The sequence below is a fragment of the Candidatus Seongchinamella marina genome, assembly GCF_026262685.1.
Lineage (GTDB): Bacteria > Pseudomonadota > Gammaproteobacteria > Pseudomonadales > Halieaceae > Halioglobus > Halioglobus marinus.
The window spans coordinates 337,893-354,041 of record NZ_SHNP01000001.1 but is presented as its reverse complement, the minus strand read 5'-3'; the positions used below and the strand labels follow the sequence as shown (position 1 = coordinate 354,041).

Genomic DNA, 16,149 nt, shown 5'->3' with positions numbered 1-16,149 from the left:
ACCAGCGACTAAAGGCTGCCCTTGAGTCTGACCCGATAAGTATCACCCTCAGGAATCGCTAATAACTGCAATGCCTGTCGCAGTTGTGGGTCATCAAGCCCAGATCCCGATAACTGTACGTCGACGCTGTAATTTTCCTGATCCAGTATAATCGGACCATTGGCCTGAAGATCTCCGGCAAGGCTGATGACCTCTCCGGCGAGACCACCGCTGGCCAAGGGTTGAACATCGACCGCATAACTCCCCAACTGGCGACTTCCCTGGGGTGACATCCAACCACCATTCTGCCAGACGATTCGCCCTGTAGCGCTCTCAGGGTATTGGTTGCGAATAGTGATTTCCTCAAACTGCATGGCGATATCTCCCACTAGTCCGACCGGAAGATAATGCTGCAACAGGGCAGCATCAAGCAACAGGTCAACATCGCTAAATTCGATGTCGTTGCGCGAGTGCAGAGTTGCCACAGCATTGAGGGTTTGACGCCCCCAATGACTACTAATTTCAACGCGGGGGGCGAGGACCACGAGCGATAGGGGGCTGAGACTCCAACTGCTGGCTCCAAGATGAAGCCACCCGCTGCCACTCTTCACCAGCACGCGACTTGCCGTGCCCTCCCATAAGCTACCGCTGAGTCCCTGAAGAATGAGCTGCTCCGACGGCACTATAGCCAACAAAAGGCGGGCGGGCGCGCTGGCCAATAGAATTAGCAAAAAAAACAGGCCCAGCAGTAAGCTGGGAATGAGCTTCGACCGGCTCATCGCTGGGCCAGTCTTACGGTGGCATTAACCCTGCCAACAGTTCCAGCCGGAGTGATAGAGGTTTCCAGCACTCGCAGGCCCTCTTTGTATTCAACCTGGTACAGCCAGGCAATAAGATCATCAAATACCGCGTTTTCCAGGCGAACCTGCAGCTCTCCGCGACTATTGGGTTGCAGTCGATTTACCTGCAGCTGATAGCTTGAGGTCGACCGGTTAACAAGGCTGGTCAGGTTTAGATTGGTGGAACTGCCGTTGCCAGTCTCACGTAAGTACAATATTTGCGACACCAGCACTTCCACTCGCTGTAGCGATTCCGCTACACCGCGATTCTGCACAACCATACGATCGCGAGCCTGCGACAAGGGCGCGATAAAAATAACGAACGCCAGGTAAAGCGCAACGGCCAAACCCATAATGAACAGGCTCAACTGCTCGCGTTGGGTGAGTCCCATAAACCATTGTTTCATGAACGGTCTCCTACGCGCATTCTGGCGCGAACCCGCTCACCTTGAGCGCTACTGTTTTCCAGCGTCGCCTGCAGGCCTCTCTCGGCTATTCCGGTGCGAATGCGTTCAACAGCCTCATAGTCTGCGGCCAGCAGATTAAGCCGCATCTCCCCCGACTTATCGTTGTAATTAATGCTAACGATGCTGCCATCCGCCGTCGCAACGACTTCACCCACCCGTGCCATCAGGCTGACGAATCCACTGGCTTCGGAGGAGCCGGTCATGGTTTGCAGTTGCCTGCGCAGCTGCTTTTCAGCATCCACTACCGCGCCCTTGGGAAACGCCTGTCGATAACTCGATTGCACAGCACCGCGCAGTGCCAGGTTCTCCTGCTTCAGGTGTCGATAGTCCGACCAGGTTGCGAACAGATGAACCAGAACCGCAACACCGAACAAAACAGCTGCAGCGCGCCAGTGCTGCCACCAGCGCGCCAGCGGCAGGCGCACGGCCCATTCGCCCTGGCGCAAATTCAGGGCGGGGTCTGGTGACTCTGCAATTAGCATAGCGGCATACAAATCACCCTGACGCCACTGAACCCTGTCGCGCAAAGTCTCATCGACCAAGGCAGCATCGGCCTCCTGGTCCTGACCATACATAATAATTGCGGTTGGAGCCGCGCCCTCTAGGGTTAGCGCATGCAGCATCAGCGACAACATTTCCCGCTCTACCGAAAAACCTTCACAAGCACCTGTTCGCACGATAGCTCGGTCACCCTCCAACACCAGACACCATTCATCTTCCTGCCAGGGAAGCAGCAAAGGCTCAGGTAACCATTGAGTCACGCCGGGGTAAGATGCTAATGAGGACTGATAAGCATTCATGTTCTCTTTGCTGCAGACCGCGACAGCAAAATCCAGCCTGTCCAGCGCACAGGTCGCGAAATGCACCTCATCGATATCCTGGCTTAACTCCTCCTCCAGCATAAAGGGCAGGGAAGTGGCCAGATGACGGCGTTCTTCAGCGGCAATTTGCAAACGCAGTAGCCGCGTATCCTCGCCAGGCACTGCAAATACAGGCATTAATTTGCGTTGAGCAATAATACCTCGCAGACTCGCCTGGCCAGACTCCTGGTCAAGCCATTGGGGGCCGTCACTGGATCCGGGCGGATACCAGGCAAGCCGTCCCTCAATCGAACGAATTATGGCGATCTCTCGCAAGTCTCTTCTCTCTCGGATCCAGGTATAAAAATTTTGCCGTCGGTGGTTCTGGAAAGAACGCTAACCTGACGATTTTTTCGCTGCAGCACACTGTACAAGCGCTGGTTCCTGCCGGCAACTTCCACTCTTGCACGCAGCTGGAAATATTCGCTTTGTTCGCCCAAAAGGTCACGCATCTTGGGCATATTGTCTTTGTTACTGGCCAATGATGGCTGATTCAGAAAATCCTCCAGGTCAGCAAACCCGGACTGACAGCGGTAACTTTCCAAAGCCAAACCTTCAGCCTCACTCAGAGGCCTGAGGCTATCATCTGCGCCGATGGAGCGTAATACCATTGCCGGCGCTGTATGAATATTCATAACACCCGGCTGCTGGGGCCAAACGGTCACCCAAGGCTCCAGCAACTGGAATAATTCCGGGCTCAGGCCTTTTACCGCACGCAGCTCTGTCACACTTAGCATAGGCCGATTAGACGCGCGATAAGGCGGTGTCATCCCCGCATAGTAATCGTCCTCAGCACCTTGCAGCCGAGGCTGTGCATCGGTATCCAGCCAATCGCCGATCGACTGAGTAATCGCTATAGCTTCACCTTCCGCCAGTTGCTCCTGCGTGACCGCCATGAGCAAGCGAACAAATTGGGCCTGAGCGGCGGTAAGGCGATTATCACCCTGCCCGGTCTCAGCGCGCTCTGCCAGGTGGTTAAGATTGAAGCGGCCCTGTAAATCTTCCAGTTTTCCCGACAGCCAACCCCCTTCATCCAGTGGATAAGGCACTTCCTCTCTGGCCCAGATTTCATCCAGGCTGTCTTTTGCCTGATCTGCCTTTTTGTCTACGTCATAGTCAGCCAGCAACGCCAGGCTTGCCAGGCCTTCGGCTCCACGCAGATACGCGCGGGACTGCTCTGCAAGAAACACATTGGCACCGCGCTGGTAGACGCGCTCAAAATCACTTTTCATCGCCACGATCAATGCTGCACTCAGCGCAAAGATCAACAGCGCCATTACCAGTGCAGCACCGCGCTCATTAGATGGCAAGCTAGAGTGGCGGTAACGCATAGATCCGCCTCATTTCGCCCCAGTCACTCAATTGTAATGTTAACTCCACAGCCAACGGTGGATTGAGAGCAGCGCCCGGCTGGCTGGTATCAAGCACCCAATTTTCTGGCCAACTTCGACTATCGAGCTCAGAGCTACTGCCCACTGTGTCCACGCTCCCTGGGCCACCCAGAAACAGCACCCGCAGCTCTTGTACTCCTTCTAATAAAGCGACTGCCTGCGTTTTCGTTTCTCCCGCACGGTCTAGCACAGGGTAGCTATCGCGCCACAGGGTTTCTTCCTCAACCCGGTAGTTGACTCGCTGCAATTCAGATCGGGCATGGCCCACCGGATTGTGCCAGCCTCCCCGGGTAAAACTCAGCGGGAAGCGCGCAGCGATCCCGCCCTGAAGAGCAGGCTCCAGTTCGCCGAACTCATCACGGACGGGACGGGCGACAAACTGCTCCAGATCCCGGGAGATCATCATCCAGGCGCGGTTGAGCTGATACACGCGCTCCGCCGTAGCCTGACTACTCTCTACACCGCTTATTACAGTGCTGAGGCTGGTATAGGCTATCGCCGACACGAAGGCAGTAATCGCCAGCGCGATCAGTACTTCCACCAGCGTGAAGCCGCCGTTGCTGGCTGATCTATTCATTGCCCGGCGCTACTTCAATATCGGTTTCAAGATCTGCTGGCAGGAACGCCACCAGACTATGCAGCGGCGCATTAACATCTTCTTCGTCCAGCGCCACGTCGATTTGCAAACGGTAAAACAGAGGCACTTCCGTCAGCTTGCTCTCCATCCACCAGTACCACTCGCGTTCACCCATAGTAACGACACCGGATTCCTTGCCTTTCAACAAATCACCGCGGGCAAACGCCAGAATCCGAACCTCTGTTAATTTATTGGCCGCAACATTGTGTGCAATCGACTTATCGCGCAAATAGCCAGTTGCATCCACCTGCTGCTGTAACGCAAACATCAATGCCGGCAGCGCGAGGGCAACAACGGCCAGAGCAACCATCACCTCTACCAGGGTGAAGCCATGTTTCCTGTGCAGACCGGTCATTGGAAACCTTCTTCGGTGGGTTCACCGCCTTGCAAAGCCCTGAAGTCTCCCAGCAAATTCCACTCGATGCGCCATAGCAGCTCGCCATTATCGCTGGCACGCATATCGAGGGCGCCAGGCAGGGTCTCGCCGCTGGCATAGAGAATAATTTGGGGCTGAGGATTCTGGGTAGTGATCACCAGCGTTTCCCGCTCCTGAACAACACCATCGAGTTCCAACTCCAACTCAATGCCTGAGGGTAAATCACCGGGAGAAAACACATCTTTGCCGGCAGTCGGGGCTTGCCATCCGGTCGGAGTCCGTTCCAGCCAATCATAATGGTAACGCCACTGGCCAGCCTCATCTTCCATCTGCAGCAGCAAACCGTAGTTCATCCCCGAAAACTGGGCTTCATCCAGCGCATAATTAGCGCTCTTCGCTAAACCCTCGATGCTCGCGCGGGCTAAAACGTCCCGGTCACCTGATCCAACATTCAAGGTCACCAGCGATGTTACCAGTACCACAACGAACAGAGTCACCAACAGTTCCAGCAGACTGAAGCCGCACTGCCGGAGACTTTTCACGATGATCAGTCCTCAGATTTCCAGTTGCCGATGTCGGCGTTCTGGTCCTCTCCGCCGGATAAGCCATCGGCGCCCAGGCTGTAGATATCGACCTCCCCGTTTTCACCGGGACTCAAATACAAATATGGGCGCCCCCAAGGATCCAGGGGCAGTTCGGACAGGTAGCCGCCTTTTTTGAAGTTGCGTGGCTCCGGGTCCAGAGAACTGGCCTCTACCAGAGCTTCCAGACCCTGTTCCGTAGTGGGGTAAACGTAGTTGTCCAATCGATAAATCTTCAGTGACGTTTCAATTGCCTTAAAGTCTGCATAAACCTTCTGTACTCGCGCCTCGTCAGCCCGATTAAGTACCGTAGGTGCGACCACACTGATCAGGAGCCCCATAATCACCAGAACCACCAGGATTTCGACCAGCGAAAATCCACCGTTTCTTAACGCTTTCATATCGTTACTTCACCATAGTATTCAAATCAAAAATCGGCAGCAGAATGGCGAGCACAATCATCAAAACCATTCCACCCATGACTACCACCATCAACGGCTCAAACAAGGCCATCATCGTTCCAAGAGTCATTTCCAGTTCCCGCTCCTGGTTATCTGCAGAGCGAGCCAGCATGGTTTCCAACTCACCGCTGGCCTCTCCGCTGGCTACCATATGCACCATCATCGGCGGAAAACGACCGCTTTGCTGCAGTGCCCTGTTGAGACTACTGCCCTCTTGCACTAGTTCTGCTACCGCCTTGCTGTCCTCGCGCAACACCAGATTGGTCAGTACCTGCCCCGCAATGCGCAATGCATCAAGCAGAGGTACACCACTGGCCATAAGAATACTCAGCGTGGAGGCAAAGCGGGCAGTATCGATGGCCGTGACCAATCGTGTCCAGCCCGGGATTTTTAATTGTAATTGATGCCACCGGCGACGCCTGGACTCACTGCGTAACAGCTGCCGCGCCAAAACCACCAATACAATGATACCCAGCAACAACCAAATGCCCCATTCGCGAAAAAAATCGCTGGAGACAATTAGCGCTCTGGTCAGCAAGGGCAATTCCCGACTGGAGTGAGCGAATATACCAATCAGCTCGGGGACCACAAAAATCATTAACGCTACCACCACAGCGATGGCCACACCGACCAGGATGAAGGGGTAAATCATTGCCATCTTCAATTTCTGGCTGGTGTACTGACGCTGTTCCGTATAGTCAGCCAACTGCTCCAGAACCGGACCCAGGTGTCCGGAATGTTCTCCCGCGGCAACCATAGCACGGTACATTTCATTGAAGACCAGCGGAAATTCGGCCATCGCATAGGCGAGGGTATAACCCTCTGAAACCCGCGAGCGAACCTGCAGTAGCATCCCCTTGATCCTCGAACTACGGCTCTGCTGAGCCGCAGCCTGCAGCGCTTCATCCAACGGCAAACTGGACAACACCAGAGTTGAAAGCTGGCGAGTCAGCATGGCCAGGTCTCCAGCAGAAATCCGCGGCTGGAAAAACTGCAGGCTCCATCCAGAGTTACTGGCTGCCGGTCGATTGGCTTCTATCACTTCGACCGGTCGCAGACTACGGGCGCGAAGCTGTCCCCTTACCTGGCGCTCAGAGTCTCCTTCAAGGAAACCCTTGGTGAGTTTTCCGTCAGTGTTGAGCGCACGATAACGATAGGCAGTCATAGTGTTTTAACGGCCTCAAGCCACCGAGGTCACTCGCATGACCTCCGCTAAACTGGTTTCGCCCGTCAGAATGCGTCTGCGTCCGTCCGCTTGCATGGAGGGGTAAGCCTGACGCGCGTGCGCCAGCATTTCCTGCTCGCTGGCGTTTTCGTAGATCATGCCCCGCAGCTTGTCATCCACCTCAATCATTTCATAAATACCAGTACGGCCACGATATCCCGTGTAATTACACTTGTCGCAACCACGGGGGTGGAACAACTGCACTTCCTTCTCGGTTTCCAGCGCAAGCACTTCGCGCTCCGCTTTGGTTGCAGGTGCAGCCTCGCGGCATGCGGTACAGAGTAGACGGACGAGACGCTGGGACATCACCGCCAACAAACTGGAGCACACCAGGAACGGTTCAATACCCATATCTTTAAGCCGGGTGATTGCGCCAATGGCTGTGTTGGTGTGCAGGGTAGACAAAACCAGGTGACCGGTGAGCGAGGCCTGAACAGCGACTTCACCCGTCTCCAGATCACGTATCTCGCCAACCATCACCACGTCAGGGTCCTGGCGTAATATAGCGCGCAATCCCCGGGCAAAGGTCATGTCTACTTTGGTATTGACCTGGGTTTGGCCCACGCCGGGCAGCATGTATTCCACCGGGTCCTCAATGGTCATGATATTTCGAGAGCTTTCGTTGATGTGACTAAGTCCGGCATAAAGCGTTGTGGTCTTGCCCGAGCCAGTAGGACCCGTCACCAATATAATTCCATGGGGACTGTGCAGGTGACGACGGTATGCCTCCAGCACTTGCTCGTTCATGTTGAGCTGTTCCAGTTTCAACTGCCCAGCGGAAGTGTCCAACAGCCGCAGCACCACACGTTCACCATGTGCCGAAGGAATGGTCGACATACGGATATCCACCGCGTGGCCAGCGATACGTACGGAAATACGTCCGTCCTGGGGCACTCGTTTTTCAGCGATATCGAGCTTGGCCATCACCTTCAGCCGGGAAACCAGCAGGGGCGCCAGAGCGCGCTTGGGAGACAACACCTCGGCCAGCACACCGTCGATACGATAGCGCACGCTAAGGCGGTCCTCGAATGTTTCGATATGCACGTCCGAAGCTTCCTCGCGCACGGCCTGGGACAGTATCGCGTTAATCAGACGAATAATCGGCGCATCGTCCGCCGCGTCCATCAGGTCGCCAGACTCGGGAATCTCATCGGCCAGCCGCGACAGGTCGACATCAGCGCCGATGTCCTCTGCCATTTGCACGGCCTCATTATTGTCTCGCTGGTAAGCCACTGTCAGACGGCGCTGAAATTCATCGCTATCCACGCACTCGGTGGTATAAGACTCACCCAGGAAACGTCGCAATTCGGTTAACACCTGCACAGCGGGTTGTCCGTGAGTGAGCACATGAGGACCATCGCTGCTGTCTACCAGCAATACACCCTGCTGCTGGGCAAAGTTGAACGGCAGGCTGCGGTGACCCGGCGACTGCGACAGAGATACCGGTTCCTTTGCAATATCTGGCTCAGACATTACTTGGCCTCAGGTTCCGCAATGCTGGACGCCTCCTTGATCTCCTCCAATTGCTGAATCTGCTCTTCCCATTCAGGCAATACCGGCAGATTGCCGTCATCGAGGAACATCAGGCCCTGCTCGCGACGCAACAGTTGTTGATCGCGTATATAGCGATACTTGTCAGCCGTGGCGCCGTCTAGTTGCGCGTTGTCACGAATAATCGTCGGGCGAATGAAAATAAGCAGGTTGGTCTTGCTGACATCAACACTGTCAGTGCGGAAAAGCCGGCCAAGAAAGGGGATATCGCCCAGAATCGGAACTTTTTGCTGACCGTCCTGCACATTGTCCTCAATCAAGCCTCCCAGCACCACGACCTTGCTGTCCTGAGCCAGAACCTTGGTTTGAATTTTTCTCTCGCTGGTAATAATGTCCGCTGCTTCTGATATCTGCGAAGCACCGATAATGACGTTAGACACTTCCTGCTCAATTTCAAGGACTACCGAGTCTCCCTCATTGATATGGGGCGTCACTGCAAGGGTAATACCAACATTTTGCCGCTCAATTGTTTGAAATGGGTTGGAGGCGCCATCAGAACTTCCCGAGTTGGTATAAGAGCCAGTAATAAACGGCACGTTCTGGCCAACGGTGATAAAGGCTTCCTGGTTGTCCAGTGTCAGCAGACTTGGCGTTGAGAGAATATTGGCATTGCCCTGCGTCTTCAGCGCATTGAGGATGACCGTCATGGTGAGGTCATCATCAACCGAGCCCCAGCCCAGCGAGAGCCCCGGCGTACTAGCCAGGGCACCGGCAAGCGCACCTACATCAAATTCAATGTCATTAGACGGAGTGGCTTCATCGCCATTGTCGGGATTAAGCGCCCCTGCAAGCTGCTGCGCCTGGCTGGGTGAATTGATATTACTGCCGTAAAAGCCACTATCAGTATTAGCAAACAACCACTGCAGCCCAAGGTCCTGGCCCTCGCTAAATGTCATTTCCACGATAATGGCTTCTACCAGTACCTGCGCTCGTCGAATGTCGAGGCGGTGAATCACTGACTCAATGGCTGCCATTTCGTCTGTTTCGGCAGTAATTATCAGGGAATTAGTGCCTTCATCAGCTTCAATTGTCGCCGTCTTGGCGTTGCTGCGCTGCGCCTTGCCATCGGCGTTTTCCAGGCTATTGATATTCTGCATTACCCGGGTCAGTACCTCGGCGATCTCTTTAGCATCCGCGTATTCAAGGTAAACCACCCGGACATTGCCGCTTTGCTCAAGGGGGGTATCCAGGTGCTTGATCAGCTGGCTCATGCGCGCCCGCTCCATCTCATCGCCACTGACCAGCACGCTATTGGTGCGGCTGTCTGCGACAAGCAGTACTTCAGGCTCTGCGCCGCCACTCTGCTTGGCCTCGGACTTATTCAGCTTGTCGAGCATGGCTACGACATCGTCTGCTACGGCATAGCGCAACTTGATAATGTCAGTTTTTTGCACCGCTGAACGGTCCATACGCTGGATAATGTCTTTTATGCGATCAATATTGGCAGATACGTCAGAAATGATAATGGCGTTACTGGGTGCATAAGCTGCCATATGCGCCTGCTGCGGCACCAGTGGGCGCAACACGGGAATCAACTTGGCCGCTGAAATATTATCCAGCCTGATAACCTGAGTCATATACTCATCGCTACCGCGAGGGCCGTCATCGGCCACTGAAACGGGTGATGAACGCGCATCCTTACTCTGAATTACCCGCACCACTCCGCCCGAGCGCACAGCAGTGTAGCCATGCACTTCCAGAATGGAGAGGAACAAATCGTACAGTTCATCCTTGGAGACCGGCTTGCTGGACACCACTTTGACCTTGCCCTTCACCGCCGGGTCCACCACGATTGTGGTGCCTGTGACTTCTGCGACGAATTTGATCAGTTCCTGAATATCTGTCTCTTTCAGGTTGACCGTAAAATCCTGTGCCAGCAGATGACCCGAAGGCAAAGCCAGGCTGAGCAGCAGGGCAAGAAGTGCAAAGCGAATCCGGCGCAGGGTTGAGTTCACGTATGGTCGTCCTATCTTTGTGTTTGCTTTAATCACGTTCTATTGGCTCGACTGCAGGCTGACGCTCAGAGAAACCGATTCTTCTCCGCGCTGAAGGTCAAATACCGCCTCACTGGCGGTACGCATGGTCTGGTATAGCCGCATGGTATTGGCAGGATCATTGAGGTCGATTCCATTGACGCCGGTCACCAAGTCCCCGGATTTAAACCCCAATTGAGAAAACTGCGCCCTGTCTTTTCCCGGTGAAATACGATAACCCAGCAAATCTCCGTTCTGACGCACCGCATTCACCGAAACAACCTCCGCCAGAGACTGTGGATTCTGATAAAGGCGATCCCGATATTCCTGGGCCAACTGGGCAGCTCCCCGATCCTTGCGCTTGTCGACAACAGCGGGGGCTCCGCGGTTGACCGCGACCCGGTCCTTTGGCGAAGGCTGAATCAAGGTGTCCAGCTCATTTTCCTCCGACAAGGTCAGCAACTCATAGGTACCACCATTATCAAGCACCACCTGGCGCCGCATCACTTTGGCTAAGACGACTTTACTACCCACCGGCAACTCATCTTCAACGGCATAGACAGCCTGCTTTTTTTTGAACTCGATAATGGCGTGGCCCAAACCGTCTTGTGTTGACGCCATAACACCGCGCAAAACCAATTGTAATCGCGTTTCCCGGGCGCCCTTTTCAATACCGTCTCGAGACTCCTGGACTGCTGTTAACTCTTCTAAAACAGGCGCTGCCGGAGCATCTGCACTGACCTCGCCAAACAGGTGTCGGGATTGCAACTGCGCAATGTCCACAGGCGCAGGCGCAGCACCTGTAGGAATCTGGCTTACCGGGTTAACCACATCCAGGGTTTCAAGTGGAGTGACATCCGCCGAGGGATACAGCGTCCAGAATAGTTTAACCACAGATAATGCCAACCACAGGCACAACAGCAGCATAATCAACTGCCGCAGGCGGCGAGCGATGGCCGGCTCGGTCACGAAACGTGCAATGGACTCCAGCGAGTTGTTTAATCGCGTCCCGAAATCGCTGGAACTATTAAGCCACTGAGCTGGCAATTGGCACTCACTTGGTTAGAGGAAATAAACTGACCGAGCCAATGCCCGGAATTAAGGTGTAGGGTTGATTATAGGGGTCAGCGGTCAAAGTTAAAACCGCGGTGAGCTGCGAAATTTTCCCGCAAAAATTAGCCAAACCTGAAGATTTTCGCCCGTTAGCCCTGCAACAAATATCTGGCGGTCGCCAGCACCAGTGCCAGACCCACCAATGGATATATCCAGCGACTGATCCGATTGACTTTGTCTGGCTCCATCGGACTGGCAAACCGCTGCAACACCAACGATAACACAGCAATACCACCAAAAATTGCCAGCAACAGTAGAAACAGGTTAGTCATTGTTTTTGTCCTCCATCGGCGCCCTTCCTTCACGCACATCGGCATACCAACCAGAAGGGTTATCGATCTCACCTTCTGCATCTAACGGAGGATAACTCAAACCACGCTCCCTGCAAAAATCCCGCACCCGGGGATGGCCCCACTCGAAAAACAGTCGTTCCCAGCTGGACGCTTCAAGCCTGCATTGCGCATACATGCCCGCCGCCTCTCTCTGACGCTGAGCTTCCGCCAAAATAATGCCTGCCGCCACCGACACATTGTACGACTCCACCATACCCACCATGGGAATCGTAATACAGCGATCCACCCGCTCAAGCGCTATCGCACTGACACCGCGACGCTCAGCGCCCAGCAAAATCCCGGTGGGCAGGGTGTAATCGACTAGCCGATAATCAGTGGCCTGCTCATCAAAGTGGGCGGCAACCAACTGGTAACCACTTGCTTTTAAAGCATCCAAGACCGCCGCTGGATTTTGGTGCGTGTCAACATCTACCCAATGGTGCGAACCCATCGCGGTACCGCGAAATGTCTTGTAGTCTTCTGTCCCAATCACTGCGTGCATACGCTGTATTCCCACTGCATCACAATTGCGAACGATGGCAGAAAGATTACGCTGCTTGTGAACAAAATCAGTAACCACCGTGAGATCTGGCTGTCGCCGATTCAAGACCTCACGCAAGCGGGCAATTCGTTTCGGGGTCAAGTGCCGCTCCTGAGATTCTGCTGGCGACAACACGGGGACAGCAAATGGCGCTCTCTATCGATGGCGCCGGGAGACAGTAGATGGGCATAGTTCACTGAATCGCCTCTTTATCCGCAGCCATCATAGCCACGGGCGATTAATACCGGTTAGCTGATAACGCGGTACGCCTCGGCTATTTGCGCAGAGCTGCTGACCGAGCAATCCAGGTCTTGGAGCAGGCCGTCGCGGAGGCTGTAGACCCAGCCATGTACCGACAATTCCTGCCCCCTGGCCCATGCCCCCTGAGCAATCGTCGTATGACAGACGTTGGCGACCTGAGTCTGAACGTTTAATTCACACAGTCTGGCAAGGCGTTCTTCCTTGTCGCTGATGGCATCCAGCTCATCCTGATAACGAAACTGTACGTCCTTGATATGACGCAACCAGTTGTCGGCAAGCCCATTGTCAGCACTTTCATAGGCAGCCTTTATACCGCCGCAGCCAAAATGCCCGACCACAATAACGTGCTTCACTTTCAGCACCTCTACGGCATACTGCAACACCGTGAGGCAATTGAAGTCAGTGTGCACGACAATATTAGCCACATTCCGATGAACGAATACTTCGCCAGGCAGCAGGCCTACAATTTGGTTTGCAGGTACCCTGCTGTCGGAGCAGCCTATCCATAAATACTCTGGGTGTTGCTGAGCAGCGAGCTTTTCAAAGAACTGAGGGTCGTCTGTTTTTACCGAGTCCGCCCAGGCGCGGTTTTTCTCAAAAAGATTTTCCAGTTTTTTCGCCAAGGTGCATCCTTATACCAGTAGGGTGGCAAGTCGTGAAAGTACGTGTCGATTACCGCCTTTGACGTGTGCATCGTCAAGTGCTTTTCGCCCGGCTGCCTCCATTTGTTTGGCCAACTGGACCATATCCACCGCTGGGTAAGCTTTGGGGTCCCAGGTTACCCTGCCTAAGCTGACAGTAACCTGTAATACGGCGCCACGGCCATCGTCAATCGCGAACTCCTCAATGTCACGGCGCATACGCTCGGCAATGTCGCTTCCCACGGATTCACCAATTCCGGGGATCAAAACAGCCATGCGTGAACGAGAGAGACGCGCCATCATGTCCGTAGCTCTCAAAGTTGAGGAAATGCGCTCGGCCACTTTTTTCAGCACAAAATGACCTCGCACCTCACCGTAATGTTCGTGCAAGTCTTCGTACTCATCAATATCGATCATCAGCACCGTTACAGGCTGATCCGCCCGTCGTGCCCGGGCGATTTCGCGAGCGATATCGCGCTCAAATCCACGCAGGTTGCTGATTTGGGTCAGGGGATCCAGCATCGTCAGCAGGGATATCTGCTGATGCGTCACCGACATGGCAAAGCAGCGCGAAATCATCATAGCCAGGTGGGCGAGCAGGTCGCTTTCCGCGTCTCCGAAAGCCAGACTGTCTTCCTGTAAACCCAGATGCAAACTGCCGATCAGGCGACCGGACTCTATCAGTGGCAGTAACAGAACATAATCAATGCCATGCTCGGACTTGAGTACCTCGAACATCCTGGAGTCCGTAACGTCGATAATTTCAATTCCCGGCTCGAGGGAATAGAGCTCCTGAATCTCGAATGCATCTTGCTGCAGTTGCAGGTAGTGACCATAGCGCTCGCCACCAACAATCAGGCCAGCGAGTACATCTTCAGGGTCATACAGCCAGAGTTCGGCAGCGCGAAAGGAAAAGTGCCTGGGAAAACTGACCAGCAAAACTTCCAGCAGGCATTGCAGGTCTTTAGCGTCCAGCAGCATGCGTTCCAATTGCTGGGTTTGTTGATACAGGTAGCGATTGACGCTAATACGTTCTGCGAGACGAAGTTCGAGCAACTCCGCGTCGCACGCAGCTGGTGGTGCACCCTCGATCTCCTCGCGTTGCACGCCGCTGTAACTTTTTTCTTCCGCCATCGTCAATCTCGCTTATCAGCCAGAATAATCCTTTTCCGGAGGAAATTTTATATGCTTTCCAGTGTATGCTTCCTACAATCTGTATGCAACGCCGCAACCGTTAACTGTTATCCGTTCACCCGGCTGGCGCTAAAGCGTCGGTGGGAACAACACCCTCCAGGGAGATTACTCGCGTGAAATTAACCGCTGAAATGAGCCTGTACCCGCTGCAGGAAAATTACATTCCCATCATCAGAACGTTTATTGAAGATGCTGCCAAAAAATCTGGAGTGACACTGGTCTCCAACGCTATGAGCACTCAGGTTTGCGGTGATTGGGCTACTGTCATTGAACTCGTCGACCAATGCCTCCGAGCCAGTACAGAACGCTTCGGCAAACAGGTACTGGTATGCAAGTTTATCCCCGGTGAGCTAGAAATTTCCGAGTGAAACCCCTCGATAGCTATGCGGCTGTAAAACTGAAACTCGAGCAGACCCTGGCCCAATGGCAGCACTGGCGCTGCGAGCCGCCGCTGCAAGCAGCGCCTCATCTGGATCGCCCATTGAGTGGAGGTCTCAGCAACCATAACTTCCTGGTTAGCTCGGCCAGTCGGCACTATGTAGTGCGCATTGATGGTGTAAACCCTGCTCGACACGGGATCAACAGAAATGTGGAATATCTCGCCCAACAGTCAGCCGGTAATGTCGCACTGGCACCGACGCCCTGCTATTTCAACCCGGAGCTTGGCGCTATGGTGTGCGCCTATTTCACCGCGGATGCCAAGCAAGTGCCAACGCCTGCCGACCTGGCGCAGCTTTGCCGCGGTATTCACCATCTGCCGGCAAGACACCTCAAGCTGGACCTTGGCAACAGAATCAAGCAATACGAGAATCAACTTGGACGCACCGCAAAGCCATTGCCGCCCGAGGCCATCCGCAGGGCGATTGCTAAGCGGTTGAACCGAAGCGAAATCAATAACAACCCTGCTTCGCTGTGCCACAACGATCTGCTGCCGGCCAACCTGATCGTCAGTAAAGGGAAACTGTTTGCCCTCGACTGGGAGTATGTTGCCATGGGCAGTCCCTGGTTCGACCTGGCAGTTGCATGCGAGGGGCAGCAATACGATAAGGGGCAAATTGAACGATTCTTGTTTTATTACCTGCAGCGAAAACCCGACCAGAAGGAGACTGGCCAACTTCACTTATTTGCGACGATTTATCGCTATATAGAGTTACTTTGGCATCTTGAACAAGCAACGACGGAGCTCGCGCCCGCTGTACTGGAGGCTCGATTGCCGCGAGTTGAAGACAAGCTGGCTTAATCGCGAAAATTATTGAACTGCAATGGCGACCCCAAGTCACCCTCTCTCAAAATAGCCATTACCTGCTGCAGATCATCGCGTTTTTTACCTGTCACGCGAACCTGCTCACCCTGCACCTGGGCTTGCACTTTCAATTTTGCTTCCTTGATTTTCTTGATCACTGATCGACACTGATCACTGTCCAGACCGTGACGCAATTGCACAGATTGCTTAACCTGTTTGCCGGTGGTAATCGGCTCACCACAATCCATTGCTCCTGGGTCAATGTCACACTTGATAAGCGCGCTGCGCAACATATCTTCCATTTGGGCAACCTGAAACTCGGCCTCCGCGGTCATCAACACCAGGCGCTCATCTCGCTCAAAGCTCGCGTCAACGCCCTTGAAATCAAAGCGATTGGCAATAATACGACCCGCCTGGTCTACTGCATTGGTCAACTGGTGCAGGTCTACTTCCGAAACCACATCAAATGATGGCATAGTGCAAT

19 protein-coding genes are annotated in these 16,149 nt (G+C 54.1%); 2 read left to right on the top strand and 17 right to left on the bottom strand.

The window, feature by feature from the left end:
- Positions 1 to 8 precede the first annotated feature (8 nt).
- From gspN to EYC87_RS01385, 16 genes are all read right to left on the bottom strand, one after another.
- A complete protein-coding gene (gspN, locus tag EYC87_RS01460) occupies positions 9 to 758 on the bottom strand; it encodes a type II secretion system protein N (RefSeq protein ID WP_279251291.1) in 750 nt (249 codons plus the stop codon).
- Entirely contained in the window at positions 755 to 1,225 is a 471-nt protein-coding gene (gene gspM, locus EYC87_RS01455) for a type II secretion system protein GspM (protein ID WP_279251290.1), read from the bottom strand. The genes gspN and gspM overlap by 4 nt, the downstream gene beginning before the upstream one ends.
- Positions 1,222 to 2,421 (bottom strand): type II secretion system protein GspL, encoded by a 1,200-nt coding sequence (gspL, locus tag EYC87_RS01450; protein ID WP_279251289.1) that lies wholly within the window; start codon positions 2,419 to 2,421, stop codon positions 1,222 to 1,224. Before gspL ends, gspM begins: the two co-directional genes overlap by 4 nt.
- The gene (gene gspK / locus EYC87_RS01445; protein ID WP_279251288.1) at positions 2,403 to 3,476 is read right to left on the bottom strand and encodes a type II secretion system minor pseudopilin GspK; all 1,074 of its coding nucleotides are present in this window, start codon (positions 3,474 to 3,476) and stop codon (positions 2,403 to 2,405) included. The genes gspL and gspK overlap by 19 nt, the downstream gene beginning before the upstream one ends.
- Positions 3,457 to 4,113, bottom strand: a complete 657-nt coding sequence (gspJ, locus tag EYC87_RS01440) for a type II secretion system minor pseudopilin GspJ (protein WP_279251287.1) — start codon at positions 4,111 to 4,113, stop codon at positions 3,457 to 3,459. The genes gspK and gspJ overlap by 20 nt, the downstream gene beginning before the upstream one ends.
- Positions 4,106 to 4,528, bottom strand: a complete 423-nt coding sequence (gene gspI, locus EYC87_RS01435) for a type II secretion system minor pseudopilin GspI (protein ID WP_279251286.1) — start codon at positions 4,526 to 4,528, stop codon at positions 4,106 to 4,108. Before gspI ends, gspJ begins: the two co-directional genes overlap by 8 nt.
- Positions 4,525 to 5,091, bottom strand: a complete 567-nt coding sequence (locus EYC87_RS01430; protein ID WP_279251285.1) for a GspH/FimT family pseudopilin — start codon at positions 5,089 to 5,091, stop codon at positions 4,525 to 4,527. The genes gspI and EYC87_RS01430 overlap by 4 nt, the downstream gene beginning before the upstream one ends.
- Before the next feature lie 5 nt (positions 5,092 to 5,096).
- Positions 5,097 to 5,531: a type II secretion system major pseudopilin GspG gene (gspG, locus tag EYC87_RS01425; RefSeq protein ID WP_007227265.1), complete on the bottom strand. Its 435-nt coding sequence runs from the start codon at positions 5,529 to 5,531 to the stop codon at positions 5,097 to 5,099.
- Positions 5,532 to 5,535: 4 nt separating this feature from the next.
- On the bottom strand, positions 5,536 to 6,756 hold the full coding sequence (gspF, locus tag EYC87_RS01420) for a type II secretion system inner membrane protein GspF (RefSeq protein ID WP_279251284.1): 1,221 nt from the start codon (positions 6,754 to 6,756) through the stop codon (positions 5,536 to 5,538).
- A gap of 15 nt (positions 6,757 to 6,771) precedes the next feature.
- Positions 6,772 to 8,289, bottom strand: a complete 1,518-nt coding sequence (gene gspE, locus EYC87_RS01415) for a type II secretion system ATPase GspE (protein WP_279251283.1) — start codon at positions 8,287 to 8,289, stop codon at positions 6,772 to 6,774.
- On the bottom strand, positions 8,289 to 10,322 hold the full coding sequence (gene gspD, locus EYC87_RS01410) for a type II secretion system secretin GspD (protein ID WP_279251282.1): 2,034 nt from the start codon (positions 10,320 to 10,322) through the stop codon (positions 8,289 to 8,291). Before gspD ends, gspE begins: the two co-directional genes overlap by 1 nt.
- Before the next feature lie 39 nt (positions 10,323 to 10,361).
- Entirely contained in the window at positions 10,362 to 11,309 is a 948-nt protein-coding gene (gene gspC, locus EYC87_RS01405; RefSeq protein ID WP_279251281.1) for a type II secretion system protein GspC, read from the bottom strand.
- 233 nt (positions 11,310 to 11,542) lie between these two features.
- Positions 11,543 to 11,725, bottom strand: a complete 183-nt coding sequence (locus EYC87_RS01400) for a hypothetical protein (RefSeq protein WP_279251280.1) — start codon at positions 11,723 to 11,725, stop codon at positions 11,543 to 11,545.
- Positions 11,718 to 12,428: a tRNA (guanosine(18)-2'-O)-methyltransferase TrmH gene (gene trmH / locus EYC87_RS01395; protein ID WP_279251279.1), complete on the bottom strand. Its 711-nt coding sequence runs from the start codon at positions 12,426 to 12,428 to the stop codon at positions 11,718 to 11,720. The genes EYC87_RS01400 and trmH overlap by 8 nt, the downstream gene beginning before the upstream one ends.
- 146 nt (positions 12,429 to 12,574) lie before the next feature.
- Positions 12,575 to 13,210, bottom strand: coding sequence for a carbonate dehydratase (can, locus tag EYC87_RS01390; protein WP_279251278.1), 636 nt, complete (start codon positions 13,208 to 13,210; stop codon positions 12,575 to 12,577).
- 9 nt (positions 13,211 to 13,219) lie between these two features.
- Positions 13,220 to 14,362: a GGDEF domain-containing protein gene (locus tag EYC87_RS01385; RefSeq protein ID WP_279251277.1), complete on the bottom strand. Its 1,143-nt coding sequence runs from the start codon at positions 14,360 to 14,362 to the stop codon at positions 13,220 to 13,222.
- A 173-nt stretch (positions 14,363 to 14,535) separates the two neighbouring features.
- Between EYC87_RS01385 and EYC87_RS01380 the strand changes: the two genes are divergently transcribed.
- Both EYC87_RS01380 and EYC87_RS01375 read left to right on the top strand, forming a co-directional pair.
- Positions 14,536 to 14,790, top strand: coding sequence for a YkoF family thiamine/hydroxymethylpyrimidine-binding protein (locus tag EYC87_RS01380; protein ID WP_279251276.1), 255 nt, complete (start codon positions 14,536 to 14,538; stop codon positions 14,788 to 14,790).
- Positions 14,787 to 15,662: a choline/ethanolamine kinase family protein gene (locus EYC87_RS01375; RefSeq protein WP_279251275.1), complete on the top strand. Its 876-nt coding sequence runs from the start codon at positions 14,787 to 14,789 to the stop codon at positions 15,660 to 15,662. Before EYC87_RS01380 ends, EYC87_RS01375 begins: the two co-directional genes overlap by 4 nt.
- On the opposite strand, the gene EYC87_RS01370 is transcribed toward EYC87_RS01375, so the two are convergent.
- Entirely contained in the window at positions 15,659 to 16,141 is a 483-nt protein-coding gene (locus tag EYC87_RS01370; protein ID WP_279251274.1) for a YajQ family cyclic di-GMP-binding protein, read from the bottom strand. The two genes, EYC87_RS01375 and EYC87_RS01370, sit on opposite strands and share 4 nt — an antisense overlap.
- Positions 16,142 to 16,149: the final 8 nt, after the last annotated feature.